At 73.5% G+C, this 17,801-nt stretch carries 17 protein-coding genes and 1 pseudogene; 11 read left to right on the top strand and 7 right to left on the bottom strand.

What is annotated here, in order from left to right:
• The first annotated feature begins 54 nt into the window (after positions 1 to 54).
• On the top strand, positions 55 to 711 hold the full coding sequence (locus ACIRS1_RS26825; protein WP_360212234.1) for a thymidine kinase: 657 nt from the start codon (positions 55 to 57) through the stop codon (positions 709 to 711).
• A gap of 42 nt (positions 712 to 753) precedes the next feature.
• Here the strand turns inward: ACIRS1_RS26825 and ACIRS1_RS26820 are convergent, their stop codons facing one another.
• Positions 754 to 1,494: a VOC family protein gene (locus ACIRS1_RS26820; RefSeq protein WP_402844432.1), complete on the bottom strand. Its 741-nt coding sequence runs from the start codon at positions 1,492 to 1,494 to the stop codon at positions 754 to 756.
• Positions 1,495 to 1,660: 166 nt separating this feature from the next.
• Between ACIRS1_RS26820 and ACIRS1_RS26815 the strand changes: the two genes are divergently transcribed.
• Positions 1,661 to 2,536: a sulfurtransferase gene (locus tag ACIRS1_RS26815; RefSeq protein WP_402844261.1), complete on the top strand. Its 876-nt coding sequence runs from the start codon at positions 1,661 to 1,663 to the stop codon at positions 2,534 to 2,536.
• 56 nt (positions 2,537 to 2,592) lie between these two features.
• On the opposite strand, the gene sepH is transcribed toward ACIRS1_RS26815, so the two are convergent.
• From sepH to ACIRS1_RS26795, 4 genes are all read right to left on the bottom strand, one after another.
• On the bottom strand, positions 2,593 to 3,669 hold the full coding sequence (gene sepH / locus ACIRS1_RS26810) for a septation protein SepH (RefSeq protein ID WP_402844258.1): 1,077 nt from the start codon (positions 3,667 to 3,669) through the stop codon (positions 2,593 to 2,595).
• Positions 3,670 to 4,254: 585 nt separating this feature from the next.
• Positions 4,255 to 4,959, bottom strand: a complete 705-nt coding sequence (locus tag ACIRS1_RS26805; protein ID WP_402844255.1) for a hypothetical protein — start codon at positions 4,957 to 4,959, stop codon at positions 4,255 to 4,257.
• A gap of 125 nt (positions 4,960 to 5,084) precedes the next feature.
• Positions 5,085 to 6,407 (bottom strand): D-arabinono-1,4-lactone oxidase, encoded by a 1,323-nt coding sequence (locus ACIRS1_RS26800; RefSeq protein ID WP_402844252.1) that lies wholly within the window; start codon positions 6,405 to 6,407, stop codon positions 5,085 to 5,087.
• 102 nt (positions 6,408 to 6,509) lie between these two features.
• Positions 6,510 to 7,766: an MFS transporter gene (locus tag ACIRS1_RS26795; protein ID WP_402844249.1), complete on the bottom strand. Its 1,257-nt coding sequence runs from the start codon at positions 7,764 to 7,766 to the stop codon at positions 6,510 to 6,512.
• 128 nt (positions 7,767 to 7,894) lie between these two features.
• Between ACIRS1_RS26795 and ACIRS1_RS26790 the strand changes: the two genes are divergently transcribed.
• Positions 7,895 to 9,037: a ferrochelatase gene (locus ACIRS1_RS26790; RefSeq protein WP_360212222.1), complete on the top strand. Its 1,143-nt coding sequence runs from the start codon at positions 7,895 to 7,897 to the stop codon at positions 9,035 to 9,037.
• A 23-nt stretch (positions 9,038 to 9,060) separates the two neighbouring features.
• Positions 9,061 to 9,885 carry an inositol monophosphatase family protein gene (locus ACIRS1_RS26785; protein WP_360212220.1) on the top strand — a complete coding sequence of 275 codons (825 nt, stop codon included), beginning with the start codon at positions 9,061 to 9,063 and terminating at the stop codon, positions 9,883 to 9,885.
• A 188-nt stretch (positions 9,886 to 10,073) separates the two neighbouring features.
• On the opposite strand, the gene ACIRS1_RS26780 is transcribed toward ACIRS1_RS26785, so the two are convergent.
• The gene (locus ACIRS1_RS26780) at positions 10,074 to 10,259 is read right to left on the bottom strand and encodes a hypothetical protein (RefSeq protein ID WP_030057688.1); all 186 of its coding nucleotides are present in this window, start codon (positions 10,257 to 10,259) and stop codon (positions 10,074 to 10,076) included.
• A 445-nt stretch (positions 10,260 to 10,704) separates the two neighbouring features.
• Between ACIRS1_RS26780 and ACIRS1_RS26775 the strand changes: the two genes are divergently transcribed.
• From ACIRS1_RS26775 to ACIRS1_RS26760, 4 genes are all read left to right on the top strand, one after another.
• A complete protein-coding gene (locus ACIRS1_RS26775; protein ID WP_030285473.1) occupies positions 10,705 to 11,358 on the top strand; it encodes a response regulator transcription factor in 654 nt (217 codons plus the stop codon).
• A gap of 149 nt (positions 11,359 to 11,507) precedes the next feature.
• On the top strand, positions 11,508 to 12,791 hold the full coding sequence (locus ACIRS1_RS26770) for a sensor histidine kinase (RefSeq protein ID WP_402844245.1): 1,284 nt from the start codon (positions 11,508 to 11,510) through the stop codon (positions 12,789 to 12,791).
• Between the two features lie 240 nt (positions 12,792 to 13,031).
• On the top strand, positions 13,032 to 14,012 hold the full coding sequence (locus tag ACIRS1_RS26765; RefSeq protein WP_402844242.1) for an acyl-ACP desaturase: 981 nt from the start codon (positions 13,032 to 13,034) through the stop codon (positions 14,010 to 14,012).
• A gap of 528 nt (positions 14,013 to 14,540) precedes the next feature.
• Entirely contained in the window at positions 14,541 to 14,840 is a 300-nt protein-coding gene (locus tag ACIRS1_RS26760) for a DUF4193 domain-containing protein (RefSeq protein WP_030057692.1), read from the top strand.
• A gap of 246 nt (positions 14,841 to 15,086) precedes the next feature.
• Here ACIRS1_RS26760 and ACIRS1_RS26755 read toward each other — a convergent pair whose 3' ends face one another.
• Positions 15,087 to 15,536 (bottom strand): DUF3093 domain-containing protein, encoded by a 450-nt coding sequence (locus tag ACIRS1_RS26755; RefSeq protein WP_360212214.1) that lies wholly within the window; start codon positions 15,534 to 15,536, stop codon positions 15,087 to 15,089.
• Between the two features lie 135 nt (positions 15,537 to 15,671).
• Here ACIRS1_RS26755 and ACIRS1_RS26750 point away from each other — a divergent pair, with 135 nt between their 5' ends.
• The 3 genes and pseudogenes from ACIRS1_RS26750 to ACIRS1_RS26740 all read left to right on the top strand — a co-directional run bounded on the left by ACIRS1_RS26750 (position 15,672) and on the right by ACIRS1_RS26740 (position 17,587).
• Positions 15,672 to 16,250, top strand: coding sequence for a PaaI family thioesterase (locus ACIRS1_RS26750; RefSeq protein ID WP_360212333.1), 579 nt, complete (start codon positions 15,672 to 15,674; stop codon positions 16,248 to 16,250).
• Positions 16,247 to 16,781 (top strand): annotated as a pseudogene (gene dut, locus ACIRS1_RS26745) (dUTP diphosphatase). The gene ACIRS1_RS26750 and the pseudogene dut overlap by 4 nt, the downstream one beginning before the upstream one ends.
• A gap of 2 nt (positions 16,782 to 16,783) precedes the next feature.
• On the top strand, positions 16,784 to 17,587 hold the full coding sequence (locus tag ACIRS1_RS26740) for a DUF3710 domain-containing protein (RefSeq protein ID WP_360212210.1): 804 nt from the start codon (positions 16,784 to 16,786) through the stop codon (positions 17,585 to 17,587).
• The last annotated feature ends 214 nt before the right edge of the window (positions 17,588 to 17,801 follow it).

Raw genomic sequence — 17,801 nt, 5'->3', positions numbered from 1 at the left:
CGTTGACTCCTCTGTGCCCGAACTCCTCTGATGTGAAAGGCCTTTGCTCCACCCATGGCTGAACTGGTGTTCTTCTCGGGCACGATGGACTGCGGCAAGTCGACGCTGGCGCTGCAGATGGACCACAACCACACCGCGCGCGGCCGGCAGGGGATCATCCTGACCCGCAACGACCGGGCCGGTGCGGCGACCATCTCCAGCCGGCTGGGCCTGCGGGCGGACGCGGTCGAGGTCACCGACGACTTCGACTTCCACGCGCACGTGGTGCAGCGCCTCTCGGCGGGTGGCCGGGTGGACTACCTGATCTGCGACGAGGCCCAGTTCTTCGCCGCCGGGCAGGTCGACCAGCTGGCCCGGGTGGTGGACGAACTCGACATCGACGTCTTCACGTTCGGGATCACCACGGACTTCCGCACCCGGCTGTTCCCGGGTTCGCAGCGGCTGATCGAGCTGGCCGACCGGGTGGAGGTGCTCCAGGTCGAGGCACTGTGCTGGTGCGGCGCGCGGGCGACCCACAACGCCCGCACGGTGGGCGGCGTGATGGTGGTCGAGGGCGCCCAGGTGGTGGTCGGCGACATCACGGTCGACGAGGACGAGGTCAGCTACGAGGTGCTGTGCCGCCGGCACCACCGCCGCCGCCTCACCTCGGCGACCGCCCGGGCCTCGGTGCTCTCGCCGGACGTGCTGCCCTTCGAGGAGCAGCGGGCCTGACCGCGGGCGGCCCGGTGCCCGCTCGGGCGCGGACCGGGCGGCTCACAGCGCCTCGATCACCGAGAAGTGCCCGCCCTGCGGGTCGGCCAGCCGGGCGGCCCGGCCGCGCAGGGTGTCGTGCGGCTCCACCAGGACGCGGCCGCCGAGCTCGACGGCGTGCCGGGCGGTCCGCGTGGTGTCGCGGACGGCGAAGTGGACCCGCCAGCGCGGCGGGTGGCCGCGCAGTTCGGCGTGGTGCCGGATGCCGGCGACCGGCCGCCCGTGCACCAGGAGCGCGGACTCGCCGTCGGCGGGCCGTACGGGCCGGTCGAGCACGGTGGCGTAGAAGGCCGCGGCGCCGTCCGCGTCGGGGGTGAGCAGTTCGGTCCAGGCCGGTCCGCCGGGTTCGGGGCCGGCTTCGCGGCCGGTGTGCTCCTCGCCCTGCCAGAGCCCGAAGACGGCGCCGGAGACGTCGGCGGCGATGGCCATCCGGCCGGCCCGTTCGGCCTGCAGCGGGCCGACGGCGACGGTTCCGCCGCATTCGCGCACCAGTTGGGTGGTGCGGTCGGCGTCGTCGACGGCGAAGTAGGTGGTCCACTGCACCGGGAACCCGGTGGCGGTGGAGACGCCGAGGCCGGCGACGGGCTCCCCGTCGAGTTCGGCCCGTACGTAGTCGCCGAGTTGGCCCGGGCCCGGGCGATAGGCCCAGCCGAGCAGGCCGCCGTAGAAGGCGCGGGCTCCGGGCAGGTCGTCGGTCAGCAGGCTGACCCAGCAGGGCGTGCCCTGGGCCAGTCGGAGTTCCACCGCGGGCAATGCGGGCCTCCTCGTGGGTGGTCGGCGCGCGGGGATCCTCGCGCGCGAGGGTGATGCTTCCACCCTGGCGGGCACCGAACCCTCGGGCCGCGCGGAAAGTCCGGCAAAGTCCGCACAAAGAGCGGTGGTTCGTCGGTGCTGCGCGACAATGGCCGCCATGACGACCTACAACGACGCTTCTCCGCTGATCTCCGCGGGCGCGCTGGGGGAGGCGCTCGCCTCCGTCCGCCCGCCGGTGCTGCTGGACGTGCGCTACCGGCTGGTCGGTGCCGCGGCCTCCGGCCCGACCGCGGCCGAGGAGTACCTGGCCGGGCACCTGCCCGGGGCCCACTTCGTCGACCTGGACCGCGACCTCGCGGCCCACCCGGGTGCTCCGGGCCGGGGCGGGCGCCACCCGCTGCCGGACCCGGAGGAGTTCGGTGCGGCGATGCGCGGATTCGGGGTGGACGCCGACCGCCCGGTGGTGGTGTACGACGGGGCGGCCTCGCTGGCGGCGGCCCGCGCCTGGTGGCTGCTGCGCTGGGCCGGGCACCGGGACGTCCAGGTGCTGGACGGCGGGTACGCGGCCTGGGTGGCGGCGGGTCTGCCGGTGACGGCGGAGGTGCCGGAGCCGGCGGAGGGCGACTTCAAGCCTGTGCCGGGGCGGTTGCCGGTGGTGGACGCGGACGGCGCGGCGGCCTGGGCGCGCGAGGGCCTGCTGCTGGACGCCCGGGCGGGCGAGCGCTACCGGGGCGAGACCGAGCCGGTGGATCCGCGGGCCGGGCACATCCCGGGGGCGGTGTCGGCGCCGACGGCCGAGAACGTGGACACGGACGGGCGGTTCCGGTCGGCCGCGGAGCTGGCGGCGCGGTTCCGCGCGCTGGGCGCGGGCGAGCGGGAGACGGCGGTGTACTGCGGCTCGGGGGTGACGGCGGCGCACCAGATCCTGGCGCTCGAGGTGGCGGGCCTGCCCGCGACGCTGTACCCCGGGTCGTGGAGCGAGTGGTCGAGCGACGCGGCCCGCCCGGTGGCGGTGACCGGGCAGCCGGGCTGAGTCCGGGCACGCGGAAGGGGCGGGAGGCCGGGCCTCCCGCCCCTTCCGTACGGCGGTTACTCCTGCTTCTTGCGCCGGCTGCCGAAGACGATCTCGTCCCAGCTGGGCACGGTGGCCCGGCGGCCGGGGCGGACGCCGTCCGCCTCGGCCTGGCGGTCGGTGGTGCCGACGAGGCGTTCGCGGTGCGGGGCGACGGCCCGCGGCATCAGGATGTCGGCGTAGGCCGATCCCGCGCCGACGGCCGGGGCCGCGGCGGCCGGCTCCTCGCTCTCCTCGGCGACCTCGGCGGGCACCGGCTCGATCGGGGTGGGGCCGCTGACGGCGAGGTCGCCGCGGAAGGCGGGGACGACGTCGAGCAGGCTGGTCAGCGAGTCCCTGGACTCGGCGGTGGCCTCGCGGGACTCGCGGACCTCACGGGCCGACATGATGCGGTCGGCGGAGGGCCGGTCGATCATCGGGCGGGGCGGCCGGTCCTGGGGGAGCCGGGCGATCCGCGGGATGAACGGGAAGACCGACTCCTCCTCGCGCTCGACGTTCTCGCCGATCAGCGCGCGGGCCTCGTCGTCGTTGGGCTGGACCAGGCGCCGGGGCGGGTCGTACGTCCACGACGCGCTGCGGCCCTCGCCGTCGGCCCGGTAGGAGAGGATGACCTCCCAGGTGCCGTCGTCGCGCCGCCAGGAGTCCCAGCGTTCGGTGTCCTTCTCCGCGCCGCGCAGCGCGAGCCGCTCGGCGACGGCCTCGCCGAGCTGGGGCCCGGTGGACTCGCCGTTGCGGCGGATGGCGGTCTTGCGGGCGCGCTCGGCCATGAAGGCGCGCTCGGCGAGCACCGGCCCCTCGAAGCGGCGGACCCGGTCGACGGAGATGCCGGCGGCCTGGGCGACCTCCTCCGCGGAGGCGCCTGCTCGTATCCGGGCCTGGATGTCCCGGGGGCGCAGGTGGCTCTCGACCTCGATCTCGATCTGGCCGAGGCGCGGCCGGTCGCCGCGGATGGCGGCGCGCAGCCGCTCGTCGATGGGGAGGGTGTACTCCGTGCTGTCGGCAGCCTTGAGCACCAGCCGTGTGCCGTCGTTGCTGACGGCCACAACCCGCAGTTCGGGCACGGTTACCTCCCGGGTGGTGCCTGCCGACGTCACCTGCGTCGCTGCTCCCGTACTGAGTGTGGCCTGCCCGCTCGCGACTGGCCACAACCTTGCTGAGTTCCCCGGCGTGTCGGGCATACGCCCGGGCACGCCACTGTGGCACGGTTGCCTTTTTGCCACGTCATCCGTCGACGTCGCGCCTGGGTGTCCCGGCCGTCCTCGCACGCGCAGTGAACGCGACGTTCCGGGACGGTCGTCGCCGTGCGTGCCTGGCCCGTGGCTCTTCGTCAAGCTGCCGGTACGGGCGCAGTCGACAAGTCGACCCAAGGCTCAGGCTTTACGAACAGTACTCCATTCGTGGCATCCGAAGGGGCGGCTCGCCGCTCAAGTCTCCCGCGATTCACGGGAATCTCAAGAGCACGCGCCCCCAATGGCGGACCACTGCCGGGTGAACGGTGATCATCTTCACATATATCGGGGGCGGAGAACCGCATTTTCGTCCCTTGTGTCCTTCTTTGGGCAAGATGGAGTGGCTTGTTCGAGGATCAGTCGTACGGACCGAGGGATGTTGATGCCGGAGCGGAACCCCGCCGAGGAGGGCGGCAAGGAGGATCGCAGGCGAATCGATCTGAGTGTGGCTCAGGTCGTGGCGAGTGCGTTGGCGACGGTGGCCGGGGCGCTGCTCGCCTCGGAACTCGGCGTGTACGGAACGATCCTGGGCGCGGCGGTGGTCAGCATCGGGGCCACCACCGGCAGTGCGGTGTTCCAGCACGTCTTCCGGCGCACCGGCGAACAGCTGCGCGGGGCGGTGACGGAACGGGGGCCGGTCCACACCGCGAACGGACTGCGCCAGGTGCCGGCCGGCCCGGTGAGCCCGGCGCCGGTGGTGGAGTCGCCGGTGGTGGAGTCGCCGGTGGCGGTGGTCTCCGCGGAGTGGAACGAGCCGCGGGTGGTGCGGGCGCGCCGGCGCTGGACCTGGCGGACGTACGCGGCGGTATCCGGGCTGGTGTTCGTGCTGGCGATGACGCCGATCGTCGCGTTCGAACTGGCCACCGGCCAGCCGGTGTCGGCGACGGTGAAGGGGCGGTCCGGCAACGGCACCTCCTTCGGCGGCGCCGTCACCCCCGGGTCCTCCACCCCGACCTCCTCCACGCCGCGGGAGGAACCGGAGCGGACGCCCCCCGCGCGCGAGTCCGGCGGAGCGGGCCGGTCGCCGTCCGGCGGGGCCACGGCCCCGGCGACGACGGGGCCGAGCCGGGGGCCGAGCCCGAGTGGCTCCGGTGAGCCGGGCGGCGGGACGACCTCGCCCTCGGCGGGGCCGAGCACCTCGCCGTCGGCCGGCACCTCCCCGTCGGCGGGCGGCGGGACGCCGTCGGGCGGGGCCTCCTCGCAGCCGCCCGTCCCGAGCGGTACGCCGGCGGCGCCCCGCTCGGGGGCCGCGTCCTCGACGCCCTGAGGCCCGGGCGAGGTCAGGCGCCGAGCACGCGGCGCAGGTAGTCGTTGCCGAAGACCCGCTGCGGGTCGACCTCGTCGCGCAGCGCCGTGAAGTCGCCGAAGTGCGGGTACACGCCGGCCAGGTACTCGGCGTCGCGGGTGTGCAGCTTGCCCCAGTGGGGGCGGCCCGCGTGCGCGGTCATCAGTTGTTCGACGCCGGTGAAGTAGCCCTGGTCGGCGGTGCCCCGGTAGAGGTGCACCGCGATGTAGGCGCTGTCGCGGCCGGAGGCGGTGGAGAGCCAGAGGTCGTCGGCGGGGGCGAAGCGCACCTCGACCGGGAAGCTGACCTTCCAGTCGGAGCGGTCGACCAGGGCCTTCAGTTCGCGCAGCACCCCGGCGACGGCCGCGCGCGGCACCGCGTACTCCATCTCCACGAAGCGGACCTTGCGGGGGCTGGTGAACACCCGGTACGCCGTGTCGGTGTAGCTGCGGTCGGACCAGGCGCGGCTGGCCAGCGAGGCGATGGCGGGGATGCTGCGGGGGAAGCGCCGGCCGACCCGGCAGGCGCCCTCCCAGACGGTGTTGGAGAGAAAGTCGTCCTCCAGCCACTCCTTGAACCGGGGCAGCGGGGCGGCCGGGCCCTGGCTGCGGTTGTTGCGCTTGGTGGAGCAGCGGTCGGTGTGCGGGAACCAGTAGAACTCGAAGTGCTCGTTGACGGCGGTGAGGTCGTCGAGCCGTTCCAGCACCTCGTCGAAGGCCATCGGCTGCTCGTGCGCGGTGAGCAGGAAGGCCGGTTCGACGCCGAAGGTCAGGGCGGTGATCACGCCGAGGGCGCCGAGCCCGAGCCGGGCGCCCTGGAAGAGCCGCGGGTTCTCGGTGGGGGAGCAGTGCCGGACGGTGCCGTCGGCGAGGACGATCTCCAGGGCGCGGATCTGGGCGGCGAGCGAGCCGGAGTCGCGGCCGGTGCCGTGGGTGCCGGTGCTGGTGGCGCCGGCCACGGTCTGGACCTCGATGTCGCCCATGTTGGTGAGCGAGAGGCCCTCGCCGGCGAGGATCCGGTTGAGCCGGGCGAGCGGGACGCCGGACTCGACGGTGACGGTGCCGGCCTCGCGGTCGATGCCGCGCACGGCGGTGAGCGCGTGCGGGCGGAGCAGGACGCCGTCGCCGGCGGAGGCGATCGAGGTGAAGGAGTGGCCGGAGCCGACGGCCTTGACGGTGCGGCCCTGTCCGGCGGCCCGCAGGATCTCCCTGGCCAGTTCCTCCGCGGTGCCGGGGGCGGCGGACCGGGCGGGCCGGGCGCTCTGGTTCCCGGCCCAGTTGGTCCACCGGGCGGGCGTCACGGTACTGGTCTGGGGCATGCGCCGCCTCCTGCTCCGTGGCCGAACGGGTCGGCGCGGGGTCGGGGCGGCAGCGCCGCCCTACCCGCGGGTAGGGCCGCGGGTAGGGAGAGACTAGTCAGTTCACCGTTCGAGGTCTACGGGTTGTCCGGCCGCTTCGGCGGGCTCGTCGGAGGTGACTCCGGCGCGCAGCCGGCCCAGTCCGGCCAGCGCGGTGGCCACGCCGAGCGCACCGGCGACCAGCGGCACCCAGTAGCCCGCGGCGGCGCCGGAGGCGTCCACCACCCAGCCGCCGGCGGAGGAGCCGAAGGCGACGCCGAGGGCGAGCCCGCTGGTGGTCCAGGCCATCCCCTCGGTGAGCTGGGAGGCCGGGACGAGCCGCTCCACCAGGGCCATCGCGGAGATCAGGGTCGGGGAGATGGCGAGGCCGGCGAGCATCAGGGCGGCGCCGGTGGCGAGCAGCCCGCCGAGGCCCTGGACGGTCGAGGAGACGATCAGGACCGGGACCATGCTCAGGGCCATCAGCGTCACGCCGGCGAAGAACCGGGTGGACAGCGAGCCCCTGGGCTTGAGCGTGCCGTAGACCATGCCGGCCAGGCCGGAGCCGAGCGCCCAGACGGCGAGGACGGTGCCGGCCAGCCCCTCGTGGCCCTGGGCCCTGGCGAAGGCGACGGTGACGATCTCGACCGAGCCGAAGATCGCGCCGGTGGCGATGAAGGTGAGCACCAGGACGATCAGGCCGCCGTTGAGGATGGCGCTGCCGCCGCTGCGGGAGGCGGCCGGGTGGACCGGCGGTTCGGTGCGGCGCTGGGCGGTGAACAGCGTGATGCCGACGGTGAGCGCGACGACGGCGGCGAGCACGCCGGACTCGGGAAGGACGTTGGTCGCCAGGACGACGGCGAGGATCGGACCGACCATGAAGCAGAACTCGTCGACCACCGCCTCGAAGGAGTACGCGGTGTGCAGCCGGCCGGCGTCCTCGCGGTAGAGGTGCGCCCAGCGGGCGCGGACCATGGCTCCGGCGCTGGGCATCACGCCCATGCCGACGGCGAAGAGGAACAGCGTCCAGGCCGGTGCGCCGAAGTGCGCGCAGAGCAGCAGTCCGATCGCGGCGGAGACGGAGAGCGCGGCGGCGGGGAGGGCCACCCGGCGCTGCCCGTACCGGTCGACCAGCCAGGACACCGCCGGTCCGAGCGCTCCGGCGGCGATCGCCAGGGTCGCCGAGACCGCGCCCGCCACCCCGAACGACCCTCTCTGCTCGGAGAGCATGGTCACGATGCCGATGCCGGTCATCGAGATCGGCAGGCGGGCGAGGAAGCCGGCCGAGGAGAAGGCCAGAGTGCCGGGGGCGGCGAATATCCGGCGGTAACTGGAGAGCACGGGGGAGCTCCGAGGGGTAAGGAACAAGGCTGGTCAACACAGCTTACGTACCTTGGCAAACGGTATTTTCCGGACACCCGCGCGGCCCAACCGCCGGTGTTCCGCCCCTCAATGGCAGGATCGGTGCCATGTCCGACGCGCGCAAACCCTCACCGACCGGCGCCGCCCCGTACGACGCCCTGCTGCTGCTCTCCTTCGGCGGGCCGGAGGCCCCCGAGGACGTCGTCCCGTTCCTGGAGAACGTCACCCGCGGCCGCGGCATCCCCCCGGAGCGGCTGAAGGAGGTGGGCAAGCACTACTTCCTGTTCGGCGGCGTCAGCCCGATCAACGAGCAGAACCGCGAGCTGCTCGCCGCGCTGCGCAAGGACTTCGCCGAGCACGGGCTGGAGCTGCCGGTCTACTGGGGCAACCGCAACTGGGCGCCGTACCTGGTCGACACCCTGCGCGAGCTGGCCGCCGACGGTCACCGCCGGATCGCCGTCCTCGCCACCAGCGCGTACGCCGGCTACTCGGGCTGCCGCCAGTACCGGGAGAACCTGGCCGAGGCGCTGGCCGCGCTCGCCGCGGAGGGCCTGCCCGAGCTGCGGGTCGACAAGCTGCGGCACTTCTACAACCACCCTGGCTTCGTCCGGCCGATGATCGACGCCACCGTGGCGGCCCTGGCCGAACTGCCCGAGCCGGTCCGGGACGGCGCCCGGCTGGCGTTCACCACCCACTCCATCCCGGACACCATGGCCGACTCCTCCGGCGCCCCGGACGACCCGGCCCGCGGCCGGCCCGGCGGCGCCTACGTCGCCCAGCACCTCGACGTCGCCCGGCTGATCGCCGAGGCCGTCGCCGAGCGCACCGGGGTCGCCGACCGGCCGTGGGAGCTGGTCTTCCAGAGCCGCAGCGGCGCCCCGCACGTGCCCTGGCTGGAACCGGACGTCTGCGACCACCTGGAGGCCCAGCACGCCGACGGCGCGCCCGCCGTGGTGATGGTCCCGATCGGCTTCGTCTCCGACCACATGGAGGTCAGGTACGACCTCGACACCGAGGCCGTCGCCAGGGCCGCCGAACTCGGCCTGCCGGTGGCCCGCGCCGCCACCGTCGGCGCCGACCCGCGGTTCACCGCCGCGGTGCGCGAGCTCGTCCTGGAGCGCGCCGCCGCCGAACGCGGCGAGCCGGTGACCCGCTGCGCGCTCGGCGCGCTCGGCCCCAGCCACGACGTGTGCGCGGTGGCCTGCTGCCCCAACCCGCGCGCCCCGCGCCCGGCCGCCGCCGAGCGCTGACCGCCCGTCCCGAGGAGTCCCCCTTGTCCACCCCCGCCCTGCCCGACGACCGGCTCCTCGACGACCTGCTGGACGTCGCCCTGGACGCGGCCCGGCGGGCCGGCGCCCTGCTGCGCGACGGCCGGCCCGCCGACCTCGGCGTGGCCGGCACCAAGAGCAGCCCGGTCGACGTGGTGACCGAGATGGACCTCGCCTCCGAGAAGCTGGTCCTGGAGCTGATCACCGACCGCCGCCCGGAGGACGGCTACCTCGGTGAGGAGGGCGCCGAGCGGCACGGCACCAGCGGGGTGCGCTGGGTCGTCGACCCGCTCGACGGCACGGTCAACTACCTGTACGGACTGCCCTCCTGGGCGGTGAGCGTGGCCGCCGAGGTGGACGGCCGGGCGGCCGTCGGCGTGGTCTTCGCGCCGGCCCGCGGTGAGCTGTTCCAGGCCGTCCTCGGCCGCGGCGCCCACCTCGACGGCCGCCCGCTCGCCGCCCGCCAGGCCCCGCCGTGGGGCCAGGCGCTGATCGCCACCGGCTTCAACTACGTCCGGTCGGTGCGGGTCCGCCAGGCCGAGGTGCTGCAGGCCCTGATGCCCGAGGTGCGGGACGTCCGCCGCGGCGGCGCCGCCGCCGTGGACCTGTGCGACGTCGCCGCCGGGCGGCTGGACGGCTACTACGAGCGCGGACTGGCCCCCTGGGACCGCGCGGCCGGCTGCCTGATCGCCGCGGAGGCCGGCGCCCTGGTCGGCGGCCGCCCCGGCCACGGCCCGGACGGCGAGCTGACGGTGGCCGCCGCGCCCGGCGTGTACGAGCCGCTGCAGGAGCGGCTCGCCGCGCTGCGCGCCTGGGAGGACCGGGGCTGAGCCCCGGAGCGTCCCGGGGCACGGGAGCCCCGGGACACCAGGTGCCCCGAGCGGGCACCGCCGTGAACGCGACGGGCCCGGAACGCGAAGAGCCCTGGCATACGAGGGATGCCAGGGCCTGGGTTTTCGCACGGCCCCCGCAGGGCCGCTGGTGCCGGAACTCCGGCGACGGGTCGGGATCGGGTGGATCAGGCGGCGGTGCGGTGACGCTCCAGCACGGTGTCCACACCGTGCTCGGCGGCGAGCCGGCGCAGGTCGTCCAGCTCTGACTGCTCCACCTCGGCGAGGAACTCGTCCCCGGCCTCGATCGCGCGGTGCAGGTCCTGCTCGGCGTTGGCGATGCGCTGCAGGATTCCGGCCTTGAAGGCGTCCATACGGGCCCCCTTACTGTGTCGGACGTGCACGGTCGTACGTTCTCCGCCCTGAGGTTGCGTGGCCAGCGGTAGCGTCCGGGGAGGCAGGATCCTGATTCTCCGGTCGGGCGCGGAGACGGCCCGTCGGCCGCTCCCGGTGACGTCCCAGCCCCAGGGCCGGCGCGGATGAACGCACGGCGGGTGGGTGCGATCGGCCGACAGGCCAGATCGCGGGTGTGCAGCTGTCCTCCCCGCCGCAGGGGCGGGGAAACCTGTCGGCGCGAGAAAGTTGCCCGTGTCACAGTCCAACCGGACTGGTCCCGGTGCGAACGGTCACCGGTCGCCGGTTCCGCCCCGTGCCCGAGCGGCAGCTTATCGCTGCTTTACCGCAGGACCAGGCAGGATGGAGGCACCGTCGGAGCCGTGCGTCCGCTTCCGGGGCCGGCCTGGAGAAGGGACAACGACCGTGCGGGTTCTCGTCGTCGAGGACGAGCAGCTGCTCGCCGAGGCCGTCGCCACCGGCCTGCGCCGCGAGGCGATGGCCGTCGACGTGGTGTACGACGGGGAGGCCGCGCTCCAGCGCATCGCGGTCAACGACTACGACGTGGTGGTCCTGGACCGGGACCTCCCGCTGGTCCACGGCGACGACGTCTGCCGCAAGGTGGTCGAGCAGGGCCTGGCCACCAGGGTGATCATGCTGACCGCCTCCGGTGACATCAGCGACCGGGTCGAGGGCCTGGAGATCGGCGCGGACGACTACCTTCCGAAGCCGTTCGCCTTCAGCGAACTCGTCGCCCGGGTAAGGGCGCTGGGACGCCGTGCGACCATCCCGCTGCCCCCGGTGCTGGAACGCGCCGGGATCTCGCTCGACCCCGGCCGCCGCGAGGTGATCCGGGAGGGCCGCACCGTCCAGCTCGCCCCCAAGGAGTTCGCCGTCCTGGAGGTGCTGATGCGGGCCGGCGGTGCCGTCGTCTCCGCCGAGCAGCTGCTGGAGAAGGCCTGGGACGAGCACACCGACCCGTTCACCAACGTCGTGCGCGTCACCGTGATGACGCTGCGCCGCAAGCTCGGCGACCCGCCGGTGATCGTCACCGTGCCGGGCTCCGGCTACCGGATCTGACCGGATCCGGCCGGACCGCCCGGCCGGATCCCACCGGACCGCTCCGGACCACCGGGCCGGCCCGCACCGGATCCACCGGACCCGGACGCCGGCCCGGTGGGACCCATCCATCCCGCGCCCGCCCCGGCGGACGCCCCGAGAGGACCATCATGACCACCCCGCCCCCGGCCGGCGGGCCCTCCGGCGCGCCCGCCGGCGGCCCGCGCGCCGTCCCGCCCAAGCCACCGCACCCCCCGCGCGCGATCCGGCCGCACTACGTGCCCGGCGACGGCATGCTCGCCTGGCTGCCCTTCCGGCCGACCATCCGGATGCGGCTCACCCTGCTCTACGGCGGCATGTTCCTGATGGCCGGCGTCGTCCTGCTGCTGCTGATGTACGTGTTCTTCCAGGACGCGGTGCAGAACCTGGCGCCCCGCAAGTTCGACTTCGGCGACATCCGGGTCAGGGTCGGCGGCGTCTCGATGGACAGCACGCAGTTCAACCAGGAGCAGGCCAGCGACTACCTGATGCGCTCCAACTCGGCGCTCAACACCCTGCTGCGCAAGTCGCTCACGATGCTGGTCTGCCTCGCCGTGATCGCCTTCGCGGCCGGCTACGCCCTGGCCGGCCGGGTGCTGCGCCCGCTCGGCCGGATCACCCGCACCGCCCGCGACGTCGCCTCCTCCGACCTGCACCGGCGGATCGAGCTGGACGGGCCGGACGACGAGCTCAAAGAGCTCGCCGACACCTTCGACGACATGCTGGACCGGCTGGACCGGTCCTTCGACTCGCAACGGCGCTTCGTCGCCAACGCCTCGCACGAGCTGCGCACCCCGCTGGCGATCAACCGCACCCTGCTGGAGGTCCAGCTCTCCGACCCGGCGGCCTCGCCCGACCTCCAGCAGCTCGGCAAGACCCTGCTGGCCACCAACGAGCGCAGCGAACAGCTCGTGGAGGGCCTGCTGCTGCTCGCCCGCAGCGAGAACGAGCTGACCGAGCGGCGCCCGGTGGAGATCTCCGAGGTGGCCACTCGCGCCCTGGAGCAGACCAGGGCCGAGGCGGAGCGGCGCGAGGTCGAACTGCGCGCCAAGCTCGATCCCGCCGTGGTCGGGGGCAACGGGGTGCTGCTGGAGCGGCTCGCGCTCAACCTGCTGCAGAACGCCGTCCGGTACAACACCCCGGGCGGCTGGGTCGAGCTGTCCACCGCGGAGGTGCCCGGCGGCGGCGAACTGGTGGTGTCCAACACCGGCCCGGTGGTGCCCGGCTACGAGCTGGAGCACATCTTCGAGCCGTTCCGGCGGATCAAGGGCGCCGACCGCACCCGCAGCGACAAGGGCGTCGGGCTCGGACTGTCGATCGTCCGCTCGGTGGTGCGCGCCCACGGAGGCGCCATCGAGGCCACTCCGCGCGCCGGTGGCGGGCTCACCATGCGGGTGCGCATCCCGAACCCCTGACCCGCCCCACCAGGCCCTTCCCGGGCCCCTCGGGCCGCCCGCCCCGCCGTGCTCCGTGAACGACCGTTCACCGCCGCCCCCGTCAGGCCGTCAAGACGACATAAGGCCTGGCGGGGGCGGCTTGTCTTTTCCGCCCCGAGCAACTTACGGTGTCGTAACCTACGGAACCGTAAGTGCGTCTGAAGACGTGCCCGCCCAACGCGCCCGTCCCAGCGCGTGCCGTCCCCCAGGAGCAAGACCGTGACCATCGCCCCCGTGCAGAGCAGCCCCTCGCTCGGATCGAGCGCCTGGACCGACGCGCGCCTGATCCTGGCCCTCGAAGAGGTCGTGGAGAAGGAGCTCAACCGCCACCTCGCGGTGGCCAAGGAGTGGATGCCGCACGAGTTCGTGCCCTGGAGCCAGGGTCGCGACTTCGACGGCGTGCTCGGTGGCGAGGCCTGGAACGTCGGGCAGTCCCAGGTGACCCCGCTCGGCCGGGTGTCGCTGGTGGTCAACCTGCTGACCGAGGACAACCTCCCCAGCTACCACCACGAGATCGCCACCATGTTCGGCCGCGAGGGCGCCTGGGGCACCTGGGTGCACCGCTGGACCGCCGAGGAGGGCCGCCACGGCATAGCCATCCGCGACTTCCTGCTCGCCACCCGGGCCGTGGACCCGGTGGAGCTGGAGCGGGCCCGGATGAGCCACATGTCGGAGGGCTTCGAGTCCGACAACGCGCACAGCATGCTGCACTCGGTCGCCTACGTGGCCTTCCAGGAGCTCGCCACCCGCATCTCGCACCGCAACACCGGCAAGTTCGCCGGCGACCCGCTCTGCGACCAGCTGCTGGCGAAGATCGCCAACGACGAGAACCTGCACATGGTCTTCTACCGGAACCTGCTGAAGGCCGCCCTCGAGATCGCCCCCGACCAGGCGATGCGCGCCATCGCCGACGTGGTCACCGACTTCCGGATGCCCGGCCACGGCATCCCCGGCTTCGAGCGGGCCGCCGCGCAGATCGCCATCGGCGGGGTCTACAACCTGCGCATCCACCACGACGACGTGCTGCAGCCGGTGCTGCGCCACCTGCGCGTGATGGAGATCGGCGGCCTCGGCCCCGAGGGCCTCCTGGCCCAGAACGAGCTCGGGGTCTTCCTGGACGGCCTGGACGAGCAGGCGCGCAAGTTCGAGGAGCGCCAGGCCGCGCAGCTGGCCCGCCGGGCCGCCCGTCTGGGCGCCTAGAACCCCCCGCGGCCGTCCCGCGGCCGTCGCCGGCGGAGCCCCGCGGCGCTCGACAGGGCGCTTAGCGGGGCTGTCGACCTGGGTGGATTTCCCGTGGTTTGCCCCGGAAGATTCTGAACGTGACCAAGGTCACACCGTGTCGCTCCGCGACTTCGGGTGAACTCGGAGAGTGATCACTTGTGCGGTGGTGTCGGTTGCGTTCCGTGATTAGATTTCCTGGGGCCGTTCGGGTGAAGGGTTGACCGGCGCCCCAGGTGGGCAAGGGATTCGGCGAGAGACCTCATGGCCTGCGCTTACTGTGCGTATCCGTCCTGCCGGGTCCCGAAAGGGGTGGCGATGCCCCAGCGTGAGGCCCGCCACGTGCCGGTGGATCACCCCAACGGACCCCTGGCTGAGTGTCGATTGAGTAACAGGGCTTGAAGTAAGGCAAAATCTCCGCCTCGGGTCGGGCACAAGACCGGCCCCCCATGCGTTACGTGCGCTGGAGATACCGCACACACCGCACAACCCGGAGGGGGAGAGCGAAAAATGGCAACGGACTACGACACCCCACGCAAGACCGACGACGAGCTCAACGAGGACAGCATCGAGGAGCTCAAGGCTCGTCGTAACGACAAGGGCGGCGGCTCCGTCGACGTCGACGAGTTCGACGCGGCGGAGGGCATGGAGCTCCCCGGCGCCGACCTCTCGAACGAGGAGCTCGCGGTTCGGGTGCTGCCGAAGCAGGCCGATGAGTTCACCTGCATGAGCTGCTTCCTGGTCCACCACCGCAGCCAGCTGTACAGCGAGAAGAACGGCAACCCGATCTGCCGGGACTGCGGCGCCTGAGCACCGCGGCGGACAGGGCCCGGTGCCCGCGGCCACCGCGGGACCGGCACAGCGCCCCTTCCGGCCCCGGGCAGCGGGGCCGGACGGCAGGTCCGGACGCCGTCCTGAGGGACGGCTCCGGGAGGACCCGGTCGGCCAGGTGCACGACGGTCGGCACGAAGTCGTAGGGACGGTCCCGCAGCAGCGGAACCGTCCCTCTCCGTTTTCCGGACTGGGGGTCGCGCGCTCGCCGCGCGCGCCCCGGACTTACGTGCGGGCGCCCCGTCGGGCGTCCTCCAGGGCCTCGGACAGCTTCATCGGCGATCGGGTCGACAGGTAGAGGTACGGCGTCGGGTCCGCCGGGTCGGTCACCTCCACCCGCAGCGCCGTCGGGACGTAGCTGCGCAGCAGCATGAAGGCGCGCGGGTCGGACTTCGGCCCGCGCCAGGCCACCGCCTCGGCGGGGCTCAGCGGGTGCGCGGCGCCGAGGGCGTCCACCGGGATCCGGGCCTGCCCGGCCACCAGGGAGCCCTGCACCACGCGGATCCGGGCCGAGCCGTAGCTGCTGATGGCGACCGCGCCGGCGGCGATGCCCACCACCAGTCCGGCCAGCGCGGCAGGGCCGCTGACCCGGATCAGGATCAGCGCGAGCGTGAAACCGACTGCGACCGGAAGCAGCCACCAGGAGCGCGGCACCGTGAGGCGTTCGTCGTACATGCCCCCATTGTGGGCGCCCTGACGCCGGGGCCGGGACGCCACCCCCACCGGCCGCGTCCCTACCGCTGGGTAGGGTGGGGCCCCGTGACCGGTGCGACCACCCCCACCACCCCCACCGACCGGCCGGAGCCCGAGATGACACCGACCCCGACCACGCCGCCGCCGGACGCGGTGCTGCCGCCGCGCGCCCCCGAGGCACCCGCCCCCGGCACCCGGCTCGGCTCCCACTACGAGCACTGCTTCGGGTGCGGCCCGCAGCACCCCGGCGGGCTGCGGATCGACGCGGTCGCCGGCGAGGGCCTCGACGTCACCGCCGAGTTCGCCGTCCGCGACGTCCACCAGGGAGGCCCGGGCCTGGCCCACGGCGGCGTGCTGACGACGGCCATGGACGAAACCCTCGGCACGCTGAACTGGCTGCTGCACGCCCCCGCCGTCACCGGCCGGCTGGAGACCGACTTCCTCTGCCCGGTGCCCGTCGACTCCGTCCTGCACCTGCGCGCCTGGATCACCGGCGTGCACGGCCGCAAGATCTACAGCGCCGCGGAGGCGCGGATCGGCGGCCCCGCCGGACCGGTCGCGGTGCGGGCGCAGGCGCTCTTCATCCAGGTGAAGCTGGAACACTTCACCACGCACGGTCGTCCCGAGGACATCGAGAAGGTCCTCGACGACCCGGACCTGATGAAGCGCGCACGAGCCTTTGAGGTGAACCCTTGAGCGACACTCCCCGCCCGCCGCTGGACGTCCTGATCAGGCGCGTCGACCCCGAGCTGCCGCTGCCCGCCTACGCGCAGCCCGGCGACGCCGGTGCCGACCTGCGCACCACCGTCGACGCCGAGCTCGCGCCCGGCGAGCGGGCCGTCCTGCCCACCGGTGTCGCCATCGCGCTGCCGGACGGCTACGCGGCGTTCGTCCACCCCCGTTCCGGGCTGGCAGCTCGTTGCGGAGTTGCCCTCGTGAACGCCCCGGGGACGGTCGATGCCGGGTACCGTGGAGAGATCAAGGTGATCGTCGTCAATCTGGACCCGCGCGAGGGGGTCAGCTTCCGCCGAGGGGACCGGATCGCCCAGCTGGTCATCCAGCAGGTCGAGAAGGCCCGCTTCCACGAGGTGGCCGAGCTGCCTGGGTCGGCACGTGCCGAGGGCGGGTTCGGGTCGACCGGCGGCCATGCCGCGGTCTAGCATGCCCGCGGCCTCGCAGGAAGCCGAGCAGGTATTCGCATCGGTCTTGGACCGGGAAGGACAGTGACCGTGTTCCGTCGTCGCCAGAAGAGCGAGGACGCTGTCGAGCAGCTCGCCGACGACGCCATCAGCGCCGACGAGACGGCCGATGACGTCGAAGGTTCCGCCGAGAGCGAGAACGTGACCGAGCTGGACCCGGCCGACAGGGTCGGTCTCCCGCCGGCCCCGCGCCCGGACGGTCCGTGGGACCACTCCGAGCTGGAGAACCCCGAGGAGGGGCGGGTGGACCTCGGGGGTCTGCTGGTCCCCGGTGTCGAGGGCATGGAGCTGCGCGTCGAGGTCGCCGGAGACGCGATCGTCGCCGCGACCCTCGTCCTCGGCAACAGCGCCATCCAGCTGCAGGCCTTCGCGGCCCCGAAGTCGGAGGGCATCTGGGGGGAGGTCCGCGAGGAGATCGCCAACGGCATCACCTCGCAGGGCGGTCTCATCGAGGAGGAGGAGGGCCCGCTCGGCTGGCACCTCCGCGCCCAGGTCCCGGTGCAGCTGCCGGACGGCACCCAGGGGGTGCAGCTGGTGCGCTTCGTCGGCTGCGACGGACCGCGCTGGTTCCTGCGCGGTGTGATCTCGGGCCAGGCCGCCGTGCAGCCCGAGATGGCCGGGATCCTGGAGCAGGTCTTCCAGCAGACGGTCGTCGTCCGCGGTGAGAGCCCGATGGCGCCCCGCGACCCGATCGTGCTGAAGCTCCCCGAGGACGCCCAGATGGTCGCCGACGGTGGCGGGGCGGCCGCCGCTGCCGGCGAGGGCGAGAACCGCTTCGGCGGCGCCGCGCTCGACCCGTTCGCCCGCGGCCCGGAGATCACCGAGGTCCGCTGACCTGGTCCGCGTCGCACCGATCGCCCCCGTCCGGAGTGCCGGGCGGGGGCGATTTGCATGTGGCGGGCCCGGCCCCGTACAGTTCCGGAGTCGCCGCGAGAGAGCGGGGACAAGCGGACAGCGAATCCGATGAAATGAAACTCCGGGAAAACGGAGCGGAAAACATCTGATAAGCTGGAAACACGAAAGAACGAAGCGCCCGGAGGGCCTGCTG

This window comes from Kitasatospora sp. NPDC101176, assembly GCF_044768035.1.
GTDB lineage: Bacteria > Actinomycetota > Actinomycetes > Streptomycetales > Streptomycetaceae > Kitasatospora.
Note: the sequence above shows the minus strand (reverse complement) of the source record. Positions and strands in the feature narration are given on the sequence as shown.